Origin of the sequence: Aeromonas sp. s6 (genome assembly GCF_040907815.1) — a bacterium.
In the GTDB taxonomy this organism is placed as follows: domain Bacteria; phylum Pseudomonadota; class Gammaproteobacteria; order Enterobacterales; family Aeromonadaceae; genus Aeromonas; species Aeromonas caviae.
The window spans coordinates 1-17,013 of record NZ_JBFOCN010000070.1; the positions used below are offsets into that span (position 1 = coordinate 1).

13 protein-coding genes are annotated in these 17,013 nt (G+C 61.5%); 6 read left to right on the forward strand and 7 right to left on the reverse strand.

Annotation, left to right across the window (positions count from 1 at the left end):
- A partial coding sequence (locus AB5Y50_RS11100) for an IS4 family transposase (protein WP_368162444.1) occupies positions 1-1,061 on the forward strand: 1,061 nt, incomplete at its 5' end.
- Positions 1,062-1,107: 46 nt separating this feature from the next.
- On the opposite strand, the gene AB5Y50_RS11105 is transcribed toward AB5Y50_RS11100, so the two are convergent.
- The 6 genes from AB5Y50_RS11105 to AB5Y50_RS11130 all read right to left on the reverse strand — a co-directional run bounded on the left by AB5Y50_RS11105 (position 1,108) and on the right by AB5Y50_RS11130 (position 9,332).
- Entirely contained in the window at positions 1,108-3,672 is a 2,565-nt protein-coding gene (locus tag AB5Y50_RS11105) for a TRAP transporter permease (protein ID WP_069785123.1), read from the reverse strand.
- Between the two features lie 87 nt (positions 3,673-3,759).
- Positions 3,760-4,731 (reverse strand): TAXI family TRAP transporter solute-binding subunit, encoded by a 972-nt coding sequence (locus tag AB5Y50_RS11110; protein WP_043154457.1) that lies wholly within the window; start codon positions 4,729-4,731, stop codon positions 3,760-3,762.
- 547 nt (positions 4,732-5,278) lie between these two features.
- Positions 5,279-7,444 carry an oligopeptidase B gene (locus AB5Y50_RS11115; RefSeq protein WP_039040399.1) on the reverse strand — a complete coding sequence of 722 codons (2,166 nt, stop codon included), beginning with the start codon at positions 7,442-7,444 and terminating at the stop codon, positions 5,279-5,281.
- A 288-nt stretch (positions 7,445-7,732) separates the two neighbouring features.
- Positions 7,733-8,164 (reverse strand): DUF411 domain-containing protein, encoded by a 432-nt coding sequence (locus AB5Y50_RS11120; RefSeq protein WP_043154436.1) that lies wholly within the window; start codon positions 8,162-8,164, stop codon positions 7,733-7,735.
- Between the two features lie 45 nt (positions 8,165-8,209).
- Positions 8,210-8,533 (reverse strand): hypothetical protein, encoded by a 324-nt coding sequence (locus tag AB5Y50_RS11125; RefSeq protein ID WP_041214286.1) that lies wholly within the window; start codon positions 8,531-8,533, stop codon positions 8,210-8,212.
- Positions 8,534-8,609: 76 nt separating this feature from the next.
- Positions 8,610-9,332 (reverse strand): SDR family oxidoreductase, encoded by a 723-nt coding sequence (locus AB5Y50_RS11130; protein WP_010672575.1) that lies wholly within the window; start codon positions 9,330-9,332, stop codon positions 8,610-8,612.
- A 140-nt stretch (positions 9,333-9,472) separates the two neighbouring features.
- Here AB5Y50_RS11130 and AB5Y50_RS11135 point away from each other — a divergent pair, with 140 nt between their 5' ends.
- From AB5Y50_RS11135 to AB5Y50_RS11155, 5 genes are all read left to right on the forward strand, one after another.
- The gene (locus AB5Y50_RS11135) at positions 9,473-10,315 is read left to right on the forward strand and encodes a LysR family transcriptional regulator (protein WP_041212185.1); all 843 of its coding nucleotides are present in this window, start codon (positions 9,473-9,475) and stop codon (positions 10,313-10,315) included.
- A 59-nt stretch (positions 10,316-10,374) separates the two neighbouring features.
- Positions 10,375-10,974 (forward strand): NAD(P)H-dependent oxidoreductase, encoded by a 600-nt coding sequence (locus AB5Y50_RS11140; RefSeq protein WP_042881940.1) that lies wholly within the window; start codon positions 10,375-10,377, stop codon positions 10,972-10,974.
- A 70-nt stretch (positions 10,975-11,044) separates the two neighbouring features.
- On the forward strand, positions 11,045-12,901 hold the full coding sequence (locus tag AB5Y50_RS11145; protein WP_368162826.1) for a monovalent cation:proton antiporter-2 (CPA2) family protein: 1,857 nt from the start codon (positions 11,045-11,047) through the stop codon (positions 12,899-12,901).
- Entirely contained in the window at positions 12,898-13,284 is a 387-nt protein-coding gene (locus AB5Y50_RS11150) for a SirB2 family protein (RefSeq protein WP_039040394.1), read from the forward strand. The genes AB5Y50_RS11145 and AB5Y50_RS11150 overlap by 4 nt, the downstream gene beginning before the upstream one ends.
- Positions 13,285-13,570: 286 nt before the next feature.
- Positions 13,571-14,557, forward strand: coding sequence for a YafY family protein (locus AB5Y50_RS11155; protein ID WP_029313511.1), 987 nt, complete (start codon positions 13,571-13,573; stop codon positions 14,555-14,557).
- 893 nt (positions 14,558-15,450) lie between these two features.
- On the opposite strand, the gene AB5Y50_RS11160 is transcribed toward AB5Y50_RS11155, so the two are convergent.
- Positions 15,451-17,010 carry an IS1634 family transposase gene (locus AB5Y50_RS11160; protein WP_368162673.1) on the reverse strand — a complete coding sequence of 520 codons (1,560 nt, stop codon included), beginning with the start codon at positions 17,008-17,010 and terminating at the stop codon, positions 15,451-15,453.
- Positions 17,011-17,013 lie beyond the last annotated feature (3 nt).

Here is a 17,013-nt window from a genome sequence, read left to right on the forward strand (position 1 = left end):
TCATCCAGGCGCGCCAAAAACTGGCTGACCAAGCCGTTCGACAGGTGTTCCAGCAGACCGCCACACTCTGGCATCAGCAGTGTCAGCACCCCACCTGGGCCGGCTTGCAGCTGCTGGCCGTGGACGGGGTGGTCTGGCGCACGCCCGATACTCCGGACAATGCCGGCGCCTTTGCCAAGTCGAAAACCGTCCAGGGGGAGACGCAATATCCCCAGGTCCGCATGTTGTGTCAGATGGAGCTGACCAGTCATCTGCTGACCCAGACAGTGATGGACTCCTGTGCGGTAAACGAGATGGTGTTGGCAGAGCAACTGATTGAAAAAACACCCGATAATAGCCTGACCCTGTTCGATAAGGGCTTCTACTCACTGGGGTTACTCCATGCCTGGCAACGCCAGGGCGTAGCGCGTCACTGGCTTATTCCGCTGAAAAAGGGGGCTCAATACGAGGTCATCCGCAAGCTGGGGCGGCAGGATGTGCTGGTACGCCTCAGTGCCAGTCCGCAGGCCAAGAAGAAGTGGAGCGAGTTGCCGGAGCAGTTCGAAGCCCGGCTGCTGACCCGGACGGTAAACGGCAAGGAGCGGCAGGTGCTGACCTCGCTCACCGACCCGCTGCGCTTCCCGGCCAGCGAGTTGATGGAGCTATACCAGAATCGCTGGGAAATCGAGCTGGGCTATCGGGAGATGAAACATAGCCTGCAACAGCACCGGCTGACGCTGCGCAGCAAGAAACCCGATGGAGTAAGGCAGGAGCTATGGGGCTTGGTATTGGCCTATAACCTACTGAGATATCAGATGGTTAGGATGGCGGCGAGCTTAAAGGGCTATACGGCCAGCCAGTTGAGCTTTCACATGGCATCGGTGTATCTGCTGCATGAACTCAGTTGCCTGCCGTTTGTGTCACCGGGCATGGTTCCAGGGCGTGTCGCTGAGTTGGACAAACAGGCAGAGCAGTTCAAGTTACCCGCCCGCCGAGAACGAAGTTACCCAAGGTGCATCAAAGCCAAACCACAGAAGTATGCGACGAGAAAACCTAGTAAAAACAATGCCAGTCAGGCTTAACTGACTGGCATTACGCCCGAAGGCGCCGTTTTTTATTGGGTGATGATCAGGGTCGAGCGACCCGGCGGCGTTGCAGCCAGACCACAGCCCCGAACAGCAGGAAGCCCGGCAGCCACATCAGCTCCTTGGGCCAGCGCTCGGTAGGCGCCTTGACGCTCAGGATCTGCTGATCCATCTCCAGCCCCAGATCGGCGGCCTGGCTGCCGAAGGTGACGGTGTCGATCAGGATCTTGCCGTCCTGCTCATAGGTCTGGATCCCCAGCTTGGCCAGACGATCCTCGCCACTGGCGCCCTCCGGCACCGGCAGCAGCACGGTGAAGCGGCGCAACTTGCCCACCGCATCTTCCCCTTCCATGCGCAGGCGCAGGGTGCTCTCGGCCTCCACCTGCCCCATGGTCTGGACCAGCTCGGCCGGGGCGGTGTCGCGATACGGGTCGTGCAGCAGATCCATCCAGAAGCCAGGACGGAACAGGGTGAAGGCCACCAGCAGCAGCAGCACGCTCTCGTACCAGCGGCTCTTCACCAGGAAGAAGCCCTGGGTGGCGGCAGCGAAGATCAGCATGGCGATGGTGGCCACGAAGAAGATCAGCACGCCGTGGGAGAAGTCCACGTTGATGAGCAGCAGATCCGTGTTGAAGATGAACAGGAACGGCAGCGCCGCGGTACGCAGGCTGTAGTAGAACGCCGTGATCCCGGTCTTGATGGGGTCGCCCTTGGAGACGGCGGCCGCGGCGAACGAGGCCAGCCCCACCGGCGGGGTCACGTCCGCCATGATGCCGAAGTAGAAGACGAACAGGTGCACCGCGATGAGCGGCACGATGAGGCCGTTCTGCTGACCCAGGGTGACGATCACCGGCGCCAGCAGGCTCGATACAACGATGTAGTTGGCAGTGGTCGGCAGCCCCATGCCGAGGATGAGGCTCAGCAGCGCGGTGAGGATCAGCATGAGCAGCAGGTTGCCCATGGAGAGGAACTCCACCAGATCCGCCAGCACCAGGCCGACGCCGGTCTGGGAGACGGCCCCGACGATGATGCCGGCAGTGGCGGTGGCAATGCCGATGCCGATCATGTTGCGGGCACCGGCAATCAGCCCCTCGCGCAGGTCCACTACGCCATCGGTGAAGGAGCCGTAGTCATGCTTGCCGTCGGTGCGCAGCCAGTTCAGCAGCGGTCGCTGGGTCAGCAGGATGATGATGAGCATCACCGAACCCCAGAAGGCCGACAGGCCGGGGGAGAGGCGCTCCACCATCAGACACCACACCAGCACCACCACGGGCAGCAGGAAGTGCAGGCCGGAGAGCAGCACGGCGCGGGTCTCGGGCAGCTCGTCCAGTGGCTTGTCCGGGTCTTCCGCCGGCAGCGGCGCGTTGCTCGCGGCGATCTTCAGCAGTCCCAGGTAGGCGACGGCCAGCAGCACGCTGATCCCCGGCAGGGCATAGTCACCCAGTACCGGCTTGAGCCAGCCCAGACCGTAGTAGACCGCCATGGAGAGGCCGCTGATGAGGGCGGCACCGAAGGCGAAGCCGGTCAGGCGACGCAGCCAGGGGCGCGGCTGACGGTTGCCGATGGGCTGCATCCCGAGCTTGAGCGCCTCGAGGTGCACGATGTAGAGCAGGGCGATGTAGGAGATGGCCGCCGGCAGGAAGGCGTGCTTGATGATCTCCACATAGGGGATGCCCACGTACTCCACCATCAGGAAGGCCGCAGCCCCCATGACCGGCGGCATGATCTGGCCGTTGACCGAAGAGGCCACTTCCACTGCGCCGGCTTTCTCCTTGGAGAAACCGACCCGTTTCATCATGGGGATGGTGAAGGTGCCCGTGGTCACCACGTTGGCGATGGAGGAGCCGGAGATGACGCCGGTCAGGGCCGAGGCGACCACGGCCGCCTTGGCCGGGCCGCCGCGCAAGTGACCCAGCAGGCTGAAGGCGAGCTGGATGAAGTAATGGCCCGCACCGGCGCGCTCGAGCAGGGCGCCAAACAGCACGAACAGGAAGACGAAGCTGGTGGAGACCCCAAGGGCGATGCCGAACACCCCTTCAGTGGTGATCCACTGGTGGTTGGCCAGCGCATGCAGGCTCACCCCGCGGTGGGCCAGCAGGGAAGGCATCCAGGGACCGGCCAGGCTGTAGGCCAGGAAGACGATGGCGATGACCGCCAGGGCCGGGCCCAGGGCGCGGCGGGCCGCTTCCAGCAGGAGCGGGATGCCGACGCAGGCCACCGCGAAGTCCATGGTGGTCAGGTTGCCGGGACGCTGGGCAAGCTCCTGGTACATCACGAACAGATAGCTGGCGACGGCGGCACCGACGAGGCCGAGGGCGATGTCGGCAAGGGGAACCCTGTCTCGCGGTGAGCTGCGCATGGCGGGGAACACCAGGTAGGCGAGCAGGATGGCGAAGGCCAGGTGAATCGAGCGTGTTTCAGTGTCGTTGAGGACGCCGATGCCGAGAGAGAAGGGCAGCGGCGAGGCTATCCAGAGCTGGAACAGGGACCAGATCAGCGCAAGACCCGCGATGATCCAGCTCATGGGGCCGACGGGCAGCCTGGCGCCGACGTCCTGGGCGATCAGCTCCTCGGCCGAGAACGCCTCTTGTTGTTGTGTTTGCGGCATAGTGTGACTCTGTAGGTACTGCAATAAATGAGACTCGCTCCCCCGAAGGAGGAGCGAGTCCGGGGCACATCCGAAGACGCAGCCGGATTACATCCAGCCACGTTCCTTGTAGTAGCGCACAGCGCCTTCATGCAGCGGAGCGGAGAGACCCACCTTGATCATGTCGGCTTCCTTCAGATCCGCGAAGGCCGGGTGCAGGCGCTTGAAGCGGTCCAGGTTGTCGAACACGGACTTGACCAGCTGGTAGACCACTTCCGGGTCAGCCTTGGCGCTGGTGGAGAGCACCGCCTTGCCACCGATGGACGGGGTCGGGGTCGGGCTGCCCTTGTAGAGACCACCCGGGATCTCGGCCTTGCTGTAGTAGCTCTTCTCGGCCAGCAGCTTGTCGATCTCGGGGCCGGTGACCGGCACCAGCACGGTGTCCGTGGTGGTGGAGGCTTCCTGAATGGCGCCGTTCGGGTGGCCGACGAAGTAGCTCATGGCGTCGATGTTGTTGTCACCCAGGGCAGAGGCCTGCTCGGCGGGTTTCAGTTCGGAGACCAGGCTGAAGGCGGATTTGTCCCAGCCCTTCACGGTCATGATCTCTTCAAAGGTGTCACGCTGACCGGAACCCGGGTTGCCGATGTTGACGCGCTTGCCCTTCAGGTCGTCGAAGCTGGCTACCTTGGCGTCCTTGCGGGCCAGGATGGTGAACACTTCGCTCTGCAGGGAGAAGACGGCGCGGATGTCATCCATCGGACCTTCGGCCTTGAACGGCTCGACGCCTTTCATCGCCTTGTACTGATGGTCGGACTGCATGATGCCGAAGTTGAATTCGCCGGAGCGGATGCCGTTGACGTTGGCAACACCACCGCCACTGGCCGGGGCGTTGCACTTGATCTGGTGATCGGCGGCGCCGCGGTTGAGGAAGCGGCAGATGGACTGGCCCGCCACGTAGTAGACGCCGGTCTGACCGCCGGTGCCTATGGTCACGAAGCGCTCCTGCGCTTGCACCGGACCACCAAACGACACACCGACCAGAGCCGCCGACAAGGCGCACGCCAAGGATAATCCTTTCATGTTCTTCATCCTTTTCATTGATTTATTTCACCCGTTTCCCGGGAGAATATGAGACAGACCCGCATCAAGACTGGGTTCGCCTATACGACCTCGTACGAGGAAATGGTCGAGCGGCACGCGCCCTTCCAGAAGCCACCATCATCCTGCGGTGAGATAATCAGCGTCATGCCGATCGGAGGTGATCTGACCAGAAACGGGTCAGTTCAAAAGCATTAACGCCCCGATTAAGCACATAATACCAACATAAATCAAACAAAACAGCAAAATGGCGGATTTAAATAGCGAGAAGTTTGAAGCGGATCATTCATTTCTCAAGGGCAGATTAATTACATGAACTATCAAAGGGAAGCAATAAAAAGCACGCCCAGATTCTTTCGCAACCCTTGACTGGCAAGGATTAGAAACCTGGTCCGTTATATTGCGAAGTGCTTACTGAACAGCATAAACACGACGTTAATGACGCTTTTGTCGCCAAGATGCAAAAACCCCGATCCGGGGCTGCCGGAACGGGGTTTGGTAACAAGCTGATTTCATTTGGGCCCGGCCATCACGCCTTGCTGCCAGCCAGCTCCAGAATGAAGGCGAACTCCAGGGCGATGTCCTCATAGGCCTTGAAACGGCCCGACTTGCCGCCATGACCGGCCTCCATGTCGGTGCTGAGCAGCAACTGGTTGTCGTCCGTCTTCAGCTCACGCAGCTTGGCCACCCACTTGGCCGGCTCCCAGTACTGCACCTGGGAGTCGTGCAACCCCGTGGTCACCAGCAGATTCGGGTAGGCCTGGGCCTTGACCTGATCGTAGGGGCTGTAGGCCTTCATGTAGTCGTAGTAGCGCTTCTGGTTCGGGTTGCCCCACTCGTCATACTCCCCTGTGGTGAGGGGAATGGACTCGTCCAGCATGGTGGTGACCACGTCGACGAAGGGCACCTGGGCCACCACGCCGCGATAGAGCTGGGGCGCCTGGTTGATGACGGCCCCCATCAGCAGGCCGCCGGCGCTGCCTCCCATGGCATAGACCTGATCCCTGGCGCCGTAGCCTTGCGCCACCAACGCCTCGGTCACGTCGATGAAGTCGTTGAAGGTGTTCTGCTTCTTGAGCAGCTTGCCCTCTTCATACCAGGTGCGGCCCAGCTCCTCGCCACCCCGGATATGGGCGATGGCGTAGACGAAGCCCCGGTCCAGCAGGCTCAGGCGTGAGCTGCTGAAGTCCGGGTCCATGCTGGCGCCGTAGGAGCCATAGCCGTAGACCAGCAGGGGATTGGTGCCTGCACCCCCCCCTGCCTTCTTGAACTTGTCCTTGCGATAGACCAGCGACACCGGCACGGCCACGCCGTCACGGGCGGTGATCCAGAGCCGCTCACTGGCATATTGCGCAGGCACGAAGCCCGCCACCGGCTGCTGCTTGAGCAGAGTCCGCTTGCCGCTGTCCATGTCGAGCTCATAGGTGGAGGACGGCGTGGTCATGGAGGAGTAGCCATAGCGCAGGGCGCTGGTGTCCGGCTCCGGGTTGTAGGCAAGCCAGGTGACATAGGCGGGATCATCGAAAGCGATCTCCTTCTGTTCGCCGCTCTGCCAGTTGACCTGACGCAACCGGGTCAACCCCTGGCTGCGCTCCTCCAGCACCAGCCAGTCCCTGAACAGGGCATAGCTCTCCAGCAGCACGTCCGGATTGGGGGCGATCACCGCCTTCCAGCGATCCACCGGGCTCTCCTTGGTCTCATAGAGGCCGAAGTTCTTGCCGTCCTTGTTGGAGCGCACATAGAAGCGACCACGGTAGTGATCCAGGCTGTATTCGTGATCCACCTGACGGGGCAGGAACAGGCGTGGCGTCTGGCCCGGCACATTGGCATCAATGAGGCGCGCCTCGCTGGTGGTGGTGCTGGAGAGGGAGATGACGATGAAATCTTCCGAGGTGGTGGCGTAGAGGCTCACATAGAAGGAGTCGTCCTTCTCCTCGTAGACCAGGATATCCTTCGCGGGATCCGTGCCCAGCTCGTGGCGATAGACCTGGTAGGGCAGCAGGGTCTTGGGGTGCTTGCGCACGTAGAAGACCGTCTTGCTGTCGTTGGCCCACACCAGGTTGCCGGAGGTGTTCTCGAGGGTGTCGGCGGCCCAGGCGCCGCTCTCCAGATCGAGGAACTGGATCCTGTATTGACGGCGGGAGAGATAATCTTCCGCCACCGCCAGCCAGCGGTTGTTGCGGCTCACCTCGAGCGCCCCCAGGGCATAGAACTCGTGGCCTTCGGCACGCTGGTTGCCATCCAGCAGCAGGGCGGGCGCCCCGTCCCCTTCCACCTTGCTGCGGGAGTAGATGGCGTACTCCTTGCCCGGCTCGTAACGGGTCTGATAGCGGTAGCCGTTCTTCACATAGGGGACAGACTCGTCCTGCTGGGGAATACGGGCCACCATCTCCTTGTAGAGCTGCTCGCGCAGCGGCTTGATCGGTGCAAGCATGGCCTCGGTGTAGGCATTCTCTGCCTTGAGATAGTCCAGCACCTCGGGCTTCTGCCGCTCGTCGTCACGCAGCCAGTAGTAGTTGTCGACGCGCGTGTCCCCGTGTTTTTTCAGGGTATGGGGGTGCTTGGCAGCCACCGGGGGGACAATGACAGGCTGGGTGGAAGTATCGCTTGTAGGCATGGCGGACTCTTCGTTGGCATGGGAACAGGGCGCAGCAAGCAGGCAAGCCAGCAGCAACCCCCGGGAAAAGGTGAACATGTCGCATCCTTTGCGCTGTCACAGGGCCGCCCCTCCCGCTGGTGCTGCACGCATCCAGACGGCACACCGGCAGGCAGCGGGAAAAGCGTCCCTGAGAAAATAAAAATTGGCGATCAATCTGCCCCTTGTCGCCCGGGGTTGCAAGGGCTCCCCGGACATTCCCCCCCAAATCGACGAAAAAGGGCCGCCATCTCGCGATGGCGGCCCTCCTCCCTGACCGTAGGCGACACGGGTTCGCTCAGGTGTGCCTCACATGATGGAAGTGTGTCTGCTCACGGTCAGCATCCATCAGCCGGGGTAGCTCGACCAGACTTTGGTCGCGCCCTCGTCACTGATGCTCAGCACCTGATAGGGCTGCCCCGGAATATCCATGCCCGGCGCACTCTGGGGCATCCCCGGAATGGTTAGACCGCGGATCGCCGGTTTTTCCTTGAGCAGCTTCTGCACGTCGGCAGCGGGCACATGCCCCTCCACCACATAGCCATTCACCACCCCGGTGTGGCAGGAGGCCAGCTGCGGGGTGATGCCATGCTGCTGCTTGATCGGGTCAAGCTGCTCGGTTTCCACGACCTTGACCTCAAAGCCGTTCTCTTCCATGTGCTTGATCCATGTCTTGCAGCAACCGCAATACTGGGACTTGTAGACGGTCATCTGCCCGGTTGCCAGAGCAGAAAAACTGATGGTACCGGCCAGCACGGCCAGTAACAGGGACTTGTACATATCTCACCTCGGTTAAGAAGAAATGCCCGGAAAGGGAAACTCGACTCAGCCGTGGTGACGGGGCGGACGCTCGAGACGCTCCAGGGGCGCCTCCGGCATGAACAGAGAGGGAGAGAGGTATGTCGGCCTGTCGGGCTCAAGCCGGGCAACCGTCAGGCTGTCGCTGGTGAGCACCGTCATGGCGAGCGCCGAGGTGAAGCTGCCGCAGGGCATGGCTTTTTCCAGGGTACGCTCGCTCTGGCTGCAATGGGGCGTCAGGGTACAGAGATCGGTGGCCGCACGGCTGCCAAACGACATCAGCACCAGCACCAGACTCCACAGGGGGAGCCAGCGGCGGGCGCGAGCGAGTTGGCGACGGGTCAGGACCATGAGACGACTCAATGACGAAAGAGGGCCTATGGTAACCCTTGGCCCAGGGGGAGGGTCAACCCCTCCCCCGTTTGCATCAGGGTTGCTGACGGGTGGCTGCCAGCACGATCTCCCGCACGCAGACGTTGGCCGGCTGGTGCCAGGCGTAGAGCACGGCGTCGGCGATCACCTCGGGTGCAATGACGCCTCCCATCTGATCCTTCCAGTCGTGATAGCCCGCCTTGATGCGCTCGTCCGTGGTGTGGCTGAGCAGCTCGGTCTCCACCGCGCCCGGAGCGATGGTCACCATCCGCACGCCGACATCGGCCACCTCTTCCCGGATATTCTCGGTCAGGGCGTGAACGGCGAACTTGGTGGCGCAGTAAGCGGCATGGTTCGGGAAGGTCTTGCGACCGGCGATGGAGCTGATGTTGATGATGGTGCCGCTGCGGCGGGCCTTCATGCCGGCCAATACCGCATGCACGCCATTCAGAACCCCCATCACGTTGATGTTGAGCATCTGCTGCCACTCGGCGGGATCCTGCACGTCGGCCTGTCCCAGCAGCATGACGCCGGCATTGTTGACCAGACATCCCACCGGGCCGAATTGCGCCTCCGCCTGCGCCACGGCGGCCTTCATGGCGGCGGTGTCGGTGACATCGACCCCGATGCAGAGGGTATCGGGCAGGTTCAGCGCCTGCATGGGCTCGACCCGGCGGGCCAGCAACAGCAGCGGATGGCCGGCGGCGGAGAAGGCGCGGGCAATGGCGGCACCGATCCCGGCGGACGCGCCGGTGATCACCACGAGGGACTTGGACATGGAGTTTTCCTTCTGATGCGTTGAAATGGGCGTCAAACAAGGGCTGGCCAGCACGGGACCCAGTCACTATAGTCGCTACATCCATCGGCGATAAATATAGTTTTCCGCTGGTTATCATCTGAATTAACTATGGTATCCCCATGCTGGACCTGAGATTGCTGCGCTTCTTCATCGCCATCTATGAAGAGAAGAACATCACGGCGGCGGCAGCCCGCTGCCACGTGAGCCAACCCTCCCTCTCCGCCGGCCTTCGCCAGCTCGAAGAGAGCCTGGGGGACAGCCTCTTCATCCGGGGCAAGAAGGGGGTGGAAGCGAAGGATCCGGCCCACTATCTCTATCCCCACGCCGTCAAGCTGGTGGAAGAGGCGCGTCGCCTGCCGACCCTGTTTCGCCAGAAGGCGACGCGTGCGAGACTCAACATGGCCATCATGCCCGACCTCAGCCGCCGTCGGCTGGCGGGATTGCTTCGGCGGGTGCAGGGGGTGCTGCCCGAGCTGGATCTCACCCTCTCCGATTACGGCACCCCGGCCGACTGCCGGCTGACCCTGGATGCCCTGCGCCGGGAGGACGAGATCTTCCTGCCGCTCTGGGAAGAGGAGTACGTGCTGTGCGTTCCTAGGGGACACCCTCTTGCGGGCAGGGCGCGTATCGAGCTGGCTGAGTTGCAACACCATGATTTCATTGAGTGTCCCCCCTGCGAAGCCCATCAGCAAACCATAGGCCTGCTGGCCTGTGACCGGCTCACCCTCAATCTGGTGGCCAAGGCCGAGAGCAAGGGGCTGGTGATGGCGCTGGTGCTGGCCGGAGTGGGCATCAGCTTCCTGCCCGACGGGCTGGTGGAGGACGAAGCGGGCCTGTGCACCCTGCCCGTGAGCGGCCCCCGGATGTTCCGCCGCATCGGCCTCTGCTACCCCGCCCACCAGACCCTGAATCCGGCGCTGCGCGCACTGATCCCGGAACTGGCGGGCCAGGGAGCTTCTTGATAACGTTTCAGCTCACAGTCTGTCGCATGTGCCGGCAGCAGACCCTCTTCAGGAATCCCATGAAACGCATTCTGGTCATCTTTTCACACCCGGCGCTGCAGAGTTCCCGGGCCAACAAGCAACTGCTGCACGCCATCGAGGGGCTGGAGGGGATCACCCTGCACGATCTCTGCCAGCGCTATCCGGATATGTTCATCAACGTGAAACGGGAACAGGCCCTGCTGGCGGAGCACGACATCATCGTCTTCCAGCACCCCTTCTACTGGTACTCCTGCCCGGCCATCATGAAAGAGTGGATGGACCTGGTGCTGGAGTACGGCTATGCCTACGGCCCCGAGGCCCACGCCCTCAGCGGCAAGCAGTGGCTCAGCGCCATCACCACGGGGGGTGGCCCCGAATCCTACTGCCGCGCCGGCTACAACCAGCGCCCGCTGCTCGACTTCCTGCTCCCCTTCCAGCAGACCGCACAGCTGTGCGGCATGCGCTGGCTGCCCCCTTTCGTGCTGCACTCTTTCCACAAGATCGAGGATCCCGAGGCGCTGCGCCGCTGCGGCCAGGACTATCGCCAACTGCTGTGCGCCCTGCGGGACGAGCAGCTGACCCCGGCCCAGCTGGCCGAGAGCCCCTATCTGCGCGATCTGCTGGGAGTACTCCCATGACACACACTCGATCCGGGCGCAGGCCCGGCCAGCCCTCACCGGCATTCATCATGTTAAGGAGGAGCCGCTGATGGGACATGGATTGCTGTTTGATGCCCTGATCTACCTCTCGGCGGCGGTGATCGCCGTCCCGCTGGCCAAGCGGTGGGGGCTGGGCTCCATCCTTGGCTACCTGCTGGCGGGGATCATCATAGGTCCCTTCCTGCTTGGTCTGGTGGGCGAGCAGAAAGACGTGATGCACTTCGCCGAGTTCGGGGTGGTGCTGATGCTGTTTCTGGTCGGTCTGGAGCTGCGCCCGGCCCTGTTGTGGCAACTGAAGGGGCCCATCCTCGGCACCGGGGGTCTGCAGGTGCTGCTCACCAGTGTCGCCCTGACCGGAGTGGGTTATCTTTTGGGTCTGCCCTGGCAGCAGGGGCTCGCCATCGGTCTCATTCTTGCGCTCTCCTCCACCGCCATCGTGCTGCAGAGCCTGCAGGAGCGCAAACTGATGCAGAGCGAAAGCGGCCGCTCCGCTTTCGCCGTGCTGCTGTTCCAGGACATCGCCGTCATCCCCATCCTGGCGATCCTGCCGCTGCTGGCCATCGCGCCGGTCGCCAGCAGCGGCAGCTCGGAGCTGGCAGGCTGGCAGCACGGCCTGCTGGTGGTGGCCGCCATCGCCGGCATCGTGCTAGGTGGCCATTACCTGATGCGGCCGGTGTTTCGCGCCATCGCCCAGTCCCACATGCGGGAGATCTTCGTCGCTGCCGCCCTGCTGCTGGTGATCGCCATCGCCGTGCTCATGGAATCCGTCGGCCTCTCCCCCGCCCTCGGCTCCTTCCTCGCCGGCGTGGTGCTGGCGGACAGCGAATACCGCCACGAGCTGGAAGCGGACATTGAGCCGTTCAAGGGGCTGCTGCTCGGCCTCTTCTTCATGTCGGTGGGTGCCGGCATCGACTTCAGCCTCTTTGCCGCCCATCCCCTGTTGATCCCGTCACTGGTGATCGGTCTGATGGTGCTCAAGTGGCTGGTGCTGATGGGGCTCGGCTTTGTCATTCGCCTCTCCCCGAACCAGCGCTGGACCTTCGCCCTGGCCCTGGCCCAAGGCGGTGAGTTCGCCTTCGTGCTGTTCTCGTTCGCCGCCCAGAACAAGGTACTGCCGGGCAGCACCATCTCACTGCTGACTCTGGTCGTCGCCCTCTCCATGGCGCTGACACCGCTGCTGCTTATCCTCAACGATCGGGTGATCCAGCCCTGGTTCGACTACCGCAACCAGAGCGACACCCCCGAACACGAACAGCCCGAGCTGGTGGAACACCCGGTCATCATCGCGGGCTTCGGTCGCTTCGGTCAGATAGTGGGGCGTCTGCTCCACGGCCACGGTATTGGCACCACCATCCTGGAGCAGGATGCCAGCCAGATAGAGATGCTGAGAAAGTACGGCTACCAGGTGTTTTATGGGGATGCCAGCCGACTCGACCTGCTGCACGCGGCCGGCGCCCACAAGGCCAAACTGCTGGTGCTCTCCCTCAATGATCCGGCCACCTCCCTCGAAGTGATCGAGATGGTGAAAAAGCACTTCCCGCACCTCAGAATACTGGCCCGTGCCCAGGATAGACCCCATGCCCACGAGATCCTGCGCCACGGGATAGACAGCGTGCACCGCGAAACCCTGGGGTCGGCCGTGGATCTTGGGGTAGAAGCACTCACCCTCTTGGGATTCAGGGCCAATCAGGCCTGGCGTGCGGGGCAGATGTTCAAGCAGTATGACAACCGGCTGCTGCGGGAACAGGTCAACTACCTGGACGACGAGCACACCTATATCAACAAGAGCCTGCAATACCGCGACATCCTCTCCGACCTGCTGCAAGACGATCAGGAAGGACAGGAGCGTACCCACGCCCATCAATGGAACAGCGGTCTGCCCGACAACGACAAGGAAGCAACATGATTGCCTATTACCCCATGCTCAAACACCTTCACATGACCCTGGCCCTGGTCAGCCTGCTGCTCTTCCTCTACCGCTGGAGCCTGGCGCTGGCGGGCAGCGGGCGGCTGCAACAGAAATGGCTGAAGGTGCTACCCCACATCAACGACACCTTCCTGCTGCTGTTTGGTGTGCTGCTGGCGGTGACCCTGCAGATGAGCCCTGGCCAGCAGCCCTGGTTGATGGCCAAGCTGATTGCCCTGGTGATCTACATCGGCCTGGGCGTCATGGCGCTCAAGCGTCCTGCCCGCGGCCAGAAGCTGGTGGCCGGAGTGGCCGCTCTCGCAGTATTCGGCTACATGGTGGGCGCAGCCATCACCAAATCAGCCTGGTCCTGGCTGGCGTAACGACGTGTCGAGGTGGGGGTCCGTCCCTCACCTCCTTCCCACCTCCCCCTCCATATTGCTTCCATTTCCTTCCAGTCACCCTGGTCGCGAGCATTCTCGCAAGGCTTGTTTTCAATAAAAAAAGGGCTCAAACAACCCCTTTAACTTGTTATTTTATCTTATTTATCAACACCTTGGTTCTTCATGTATGAAAATGGCGACAGTTGTCGCAGCAAAACTTGCGACATAGACTGTCGCAGGCCATGGCTAGGATACACTCAACGCTAAACCAGTGAAGGCATGCACCATGAGTAAGAAGCTGTTACGACAACTGACCTTGGCGCGTTGCATCCCGCACCGCCCTTACAAGCTGACCGCCAGCCAACTCCAGGTAAAACTGGAAGAGGAAGGCATTCACGTCAGTCTCCGTACCGTGCAACGGGACCTGGAAGAGATGTCCGGCATGGGACTGTTCGACCTCACCTCCGATGAGCGCAGCAAGCCTCATGGCTGGTGCTTCGAGCGCCATGGTCTCAATGACTTTGCCAACATCATGCCGCTCTCGCTGGCAGTGGCCCTGAAAACCTGGAGCGACCAGGCAAGCCAACTGTTGCCGGCAAGCGTGCTGACCGAATTGAACCCGCTGATCGACAAGGCTGGTCAGGTGATCCGCGACAGCCAGAGCGAACTGGCCGAGCGCTGGCTGGAGAGCGTGCACCAGTCACCTCGCCCCTTCGCCGGCAATCCTGAGATCCGCCGCAGCACCCTGATCCGCGACGCCCTCTGGCGTGGCCGCAAGTTCAGCGCCGAGATCCAGCGTGTCATCAAGGAGCGTACTGTCTGGCTCTGCTATGACCGCATCAATCCCCTCGGCATCCTGAACCAGCCCGATGGCCCCATCCTGCTCTGTACCCTCTCCGAGCTGGATCCCAAGGTCTACGGCATCCCGTTCGATCACATCAAGAACGTGGAGTTGACCAACTTCAGCGCGACCCAGCCGAAGGACTTCAATATCCAGAAGCTAATCCGCGACCAGGGTTATCAGGACGTCAGCGGTCCGATCCGCTTCGTCGGGCGCATCGATGCCAACTGCCCGACCCTGATCGATGGACAAATCCCGGGACATAACCCGCGTATGACCCGTTACGACAAGCGCAGCGTGGTGGTGGAGACCGAAGTGCAAGATACGCCCGAGTTCCGCTCCTGGCTGAACAACATGAGCGGCAACCTGGAGGTACTTGCACCCGAATCACTGCGCAAGGCCTACCCGACTCCTGGGACAAGGGTCAGCTAAAGAAACCAGCAGACAATACAAAGCCGAGATTTATCTCGGCTTTTGTCTACTTTTAAAGCATAAGTATTCAATTAATTTTGAACTCTTACACCCCTGATTGAAGCGGCTGTACCATCGTTTTCCTACCGATTTCTGCTTGTAAGAGATCTGCCATTCCCCCTGTAAGACCCCTCAGTGTTGAACCGTACGTGAAGCCATCCCGCACTGGGTATGCTTTCCGTGGAAACTATCTAAGTAACTGATAAACGTAGATAATATTCCACACAAGCCCATTTCTGCACCGCATGTCACGGAACCCAAGCCGAATGCACACCTTGTTCGAGCCCGTAATTGCCTTAGTATGGGTCTCACAAGGACGAGCTGATTCGGCAGGATGCAGAAACAGCGCATAAACAAGGAATAGTCTGCAGGATGTGGGCAAGGAACACCTCGGGATGGGGTTGATAGCCAGGATGGTTATCACAAGGATCGACAGGACAACCGCAGGATGTGGCAGTTGGATACCTCGGGATGAGGTTGAGTGGCACGGATTGTCGCTCATCAAGGATGAAAGGACACCGCAAGACGCGGTCAGGAACAGCTTCAAGATGAAGCGTGATAGCCAGGATGGTTATCAGTCAGGATGACGCAGGAACACCACGGGATGTGGTAATGGACACCTCCAGGAAGGAGAGGGTGAAGCAATCAGGACAGATTGCCAGGCTAGGAAGGCCACAGGACACCCCAACGGATTGGGAAGGGGAATTTCCAAAGGAAAGGATAGCGTCAAGGATTGCAGGGAGCATGGCAGTTCAGGGAATGGACGAAATGACTTGAGGGGACAGCATCTGCTGTCCCCTTTTCTTTTGTGCGGCCACACATCAGAGAATGGGATCCGACATTCCGCACCCGCTTCATGAATAAATCTGCCGGTATCGAGGGCCGAGAACGTCGATGATGGTCTCCTGAACGGTGTTGATGTCGGTCACTTGGGCTGGTTCGCCCCCCAGGCTGTACTCGTGGATCCCGCCAAAGCACAGGAAGATCCAGCGGGCGGTTGGCTTCTGCGTCGGTTTCTTCTTCATGTCCGGCACGCTGCGGCCTTGGGCAACCAGCCCTTTGCGGATACGGTGCTCCAGCGCGGCGTAAATCATCAGGCTGCAGGTCATCACCATCAACAGGGCTTCAATGCGCTCCGGCTTTTTCAGATAGAGCGATGAGGTCAGAAACTCGGGGCTTTTGAGGAAACGAAAGCCGCGCTCAACCGTTTGCTGTGCCTTGTAGGTGGCCAGCAGTTCGGCCATGGTCAGGGTGCCGCTCAGGTCGTTGGTGGCCAGGATGAACACGCCCGTCTGGGCGTTGGCCTCCTCCACCCGTTCCAGGCAGGTAGCGGCCTGACCCTCGATGCGGTACTGATAGCTGTCGGGTTGCTGGCCGCTTTTGGGTCTGCCGGCGCTGGCGTAAACGGGCTCCGTCAGCACGTGGCCTTGCACAATCTCCAGTAGTTTCAGCCCGTTGGCAAAGCGCGCCAGCTCCGCTTCGGCATCGGCCTGACAGGCAAAGCGCCGCGCGCACAGTTTGGTGAACGCCTTGAGCTCGCGGGTGCTGTCGCCCAGCAGGTGCTTGGCCAGCGTTTTCTGCTCGGCATGGTTGGCCTTTTCGCTGCGCACCAGCAGCCAGCGCTGCGGCACATCCGCGTAATCGGCATCCAGCCAGCGCCCCTGGTAGCCATCGCCCAGCGCGGTCAGCGGCGCCTCACCAATGGCTGCCACAGCATTCCGTGCTTCCGTCAGGGTGCGCGGCACGCGGGTGATGAACAGCTGGCGCTGATGATGCAACAGGTGCAGGGTCTCGGCGCAGTACAGCGCTGCATCACCGACCAGATAGCGGCTCTCCTGCGCGGACTTGAGGCTGCGCAGGTGGCGATTAACCGTCTCGCGAAAGGCGCTGTTATCGTTGCTGTTGCCACTGAGCGCTTGCAGGTACACCGGCAAGCCGGCCTGATTCTCACAGATCAGCTCCAGGATCACCTGATTGAGCTCTGGCCGATGGTCACGGCTGTATCCCCGCACCAGTTGCAGCCGGCCGGTCTGTTCGCCATCGGCGCAGTCATAGGCGCCATCGACGTGAAAGCTGGTGATATCAAGATGCACCGCCGTGGGCTTGAGCCCCAGCTTGGCGACCACTTGCTCGGCCATCACCTGATAAAGCGTCGACACATCGGCCGCAAACAGCGCATCCAGACAGCGCCCGAGCACATCATCATTAAGATCATCGGCGCAGAGCCCGGGGCCGATCAATCGCTCGACCGGCTTGTTGGCGAAGAACCGCGGGAACAGGTGCAAGGTGCTGCTATGGAAGCCTAAGCCGTTGATGATCATGGCCACCAACGCCTGACCATGAGAGACTTTGAAGGATTGGTTTTTGGGCAGCACCGCATCGATCATGCGGGCGATATCGAGCTCTTGGCACAGGCC

Bases quoted from the DNA above. Each gene is read 5' to 3' on its own strand.
- AB5Y50_RS11155 (WP_029313511.1), top strand. From the start codon at position 13,571: ATGAGTAAGAAGCTGTTACGACAACTGACCTTGGCGCGTTGCATCCCG.
- AB5Y50_RS11140 (WP_042881940.1), top strand. From the start codon at position 10,375: ATGAAACGCATTCTGGTCATCTTTTCACACCCGGCGCTGCAGAGTTCC.
- AB5Y50_RS11120 (WP_043154436.1), bottom strand. From the start codon at position 8,164: ATGTACAAGTCCCTGTTACTGGCCGTGCTGGCCGGTACCATCAGTTTT.
- AB5Y50_RS11145 (WP_368162826.1), top strand. From the start codon at position 11,045: ATGGGACATGGATTGCTGTTTGATGCCCTGATCTACCTCTCGGCGGCG.
- AB5Y50_RS11135 (WP_041212185.1), top strand. From the start codon at position 9,473: ATGCTGGACCTGAGATTGCTGCGCTTCTTCATCGCCATCTATGAAGAG.
- AB5Y50_RS11130 (WP_010672575.1), bottom strand. From the start codon at position 9,332: ATGTCCAAGTCCCTCGTGGTGATCACCGGCGCGTCCGCCGGGATCGGT.
- AB5Y50_RS11125 (WP_041214286.1), bottom strand. From the start codon at position 8,533: ATGGTCCTGACCCGTCGCCAACTCGCTCGCGCCCGCCGCTGGCTCCCC.
- AB5Y50_RS11115 (WP_039040399.1), bottom strand. From the start codon at position 7,444: ATGTTCACCTTTTCCCGGGGGTTGCTGCTGGCTTGCCTGCTTGCTGCG.
- AB5Y50_RS11110 (WP_043154457.1), bottom strand. From the start codon at position 4,731: ATGAAAGGATTATCCTTGGCGTGCGCCTTGTCGGCGGCTCTGGTCGGT.
- AB5Y50_RS11105 (WP_069785123.1), bottom strand. From the start codon at position 3,672: ATGCCGCAAACACAACAACAAGAGGCGTTCTCGGCCGAGGAGCTGATC.
- AB5Y50_RS11150 (WP_039040394.1), top strand. From the start codon at position 12,898: ATGATTGCCTATTACCCCATGCTCAAACACCTTCACATGACCCTGGCC.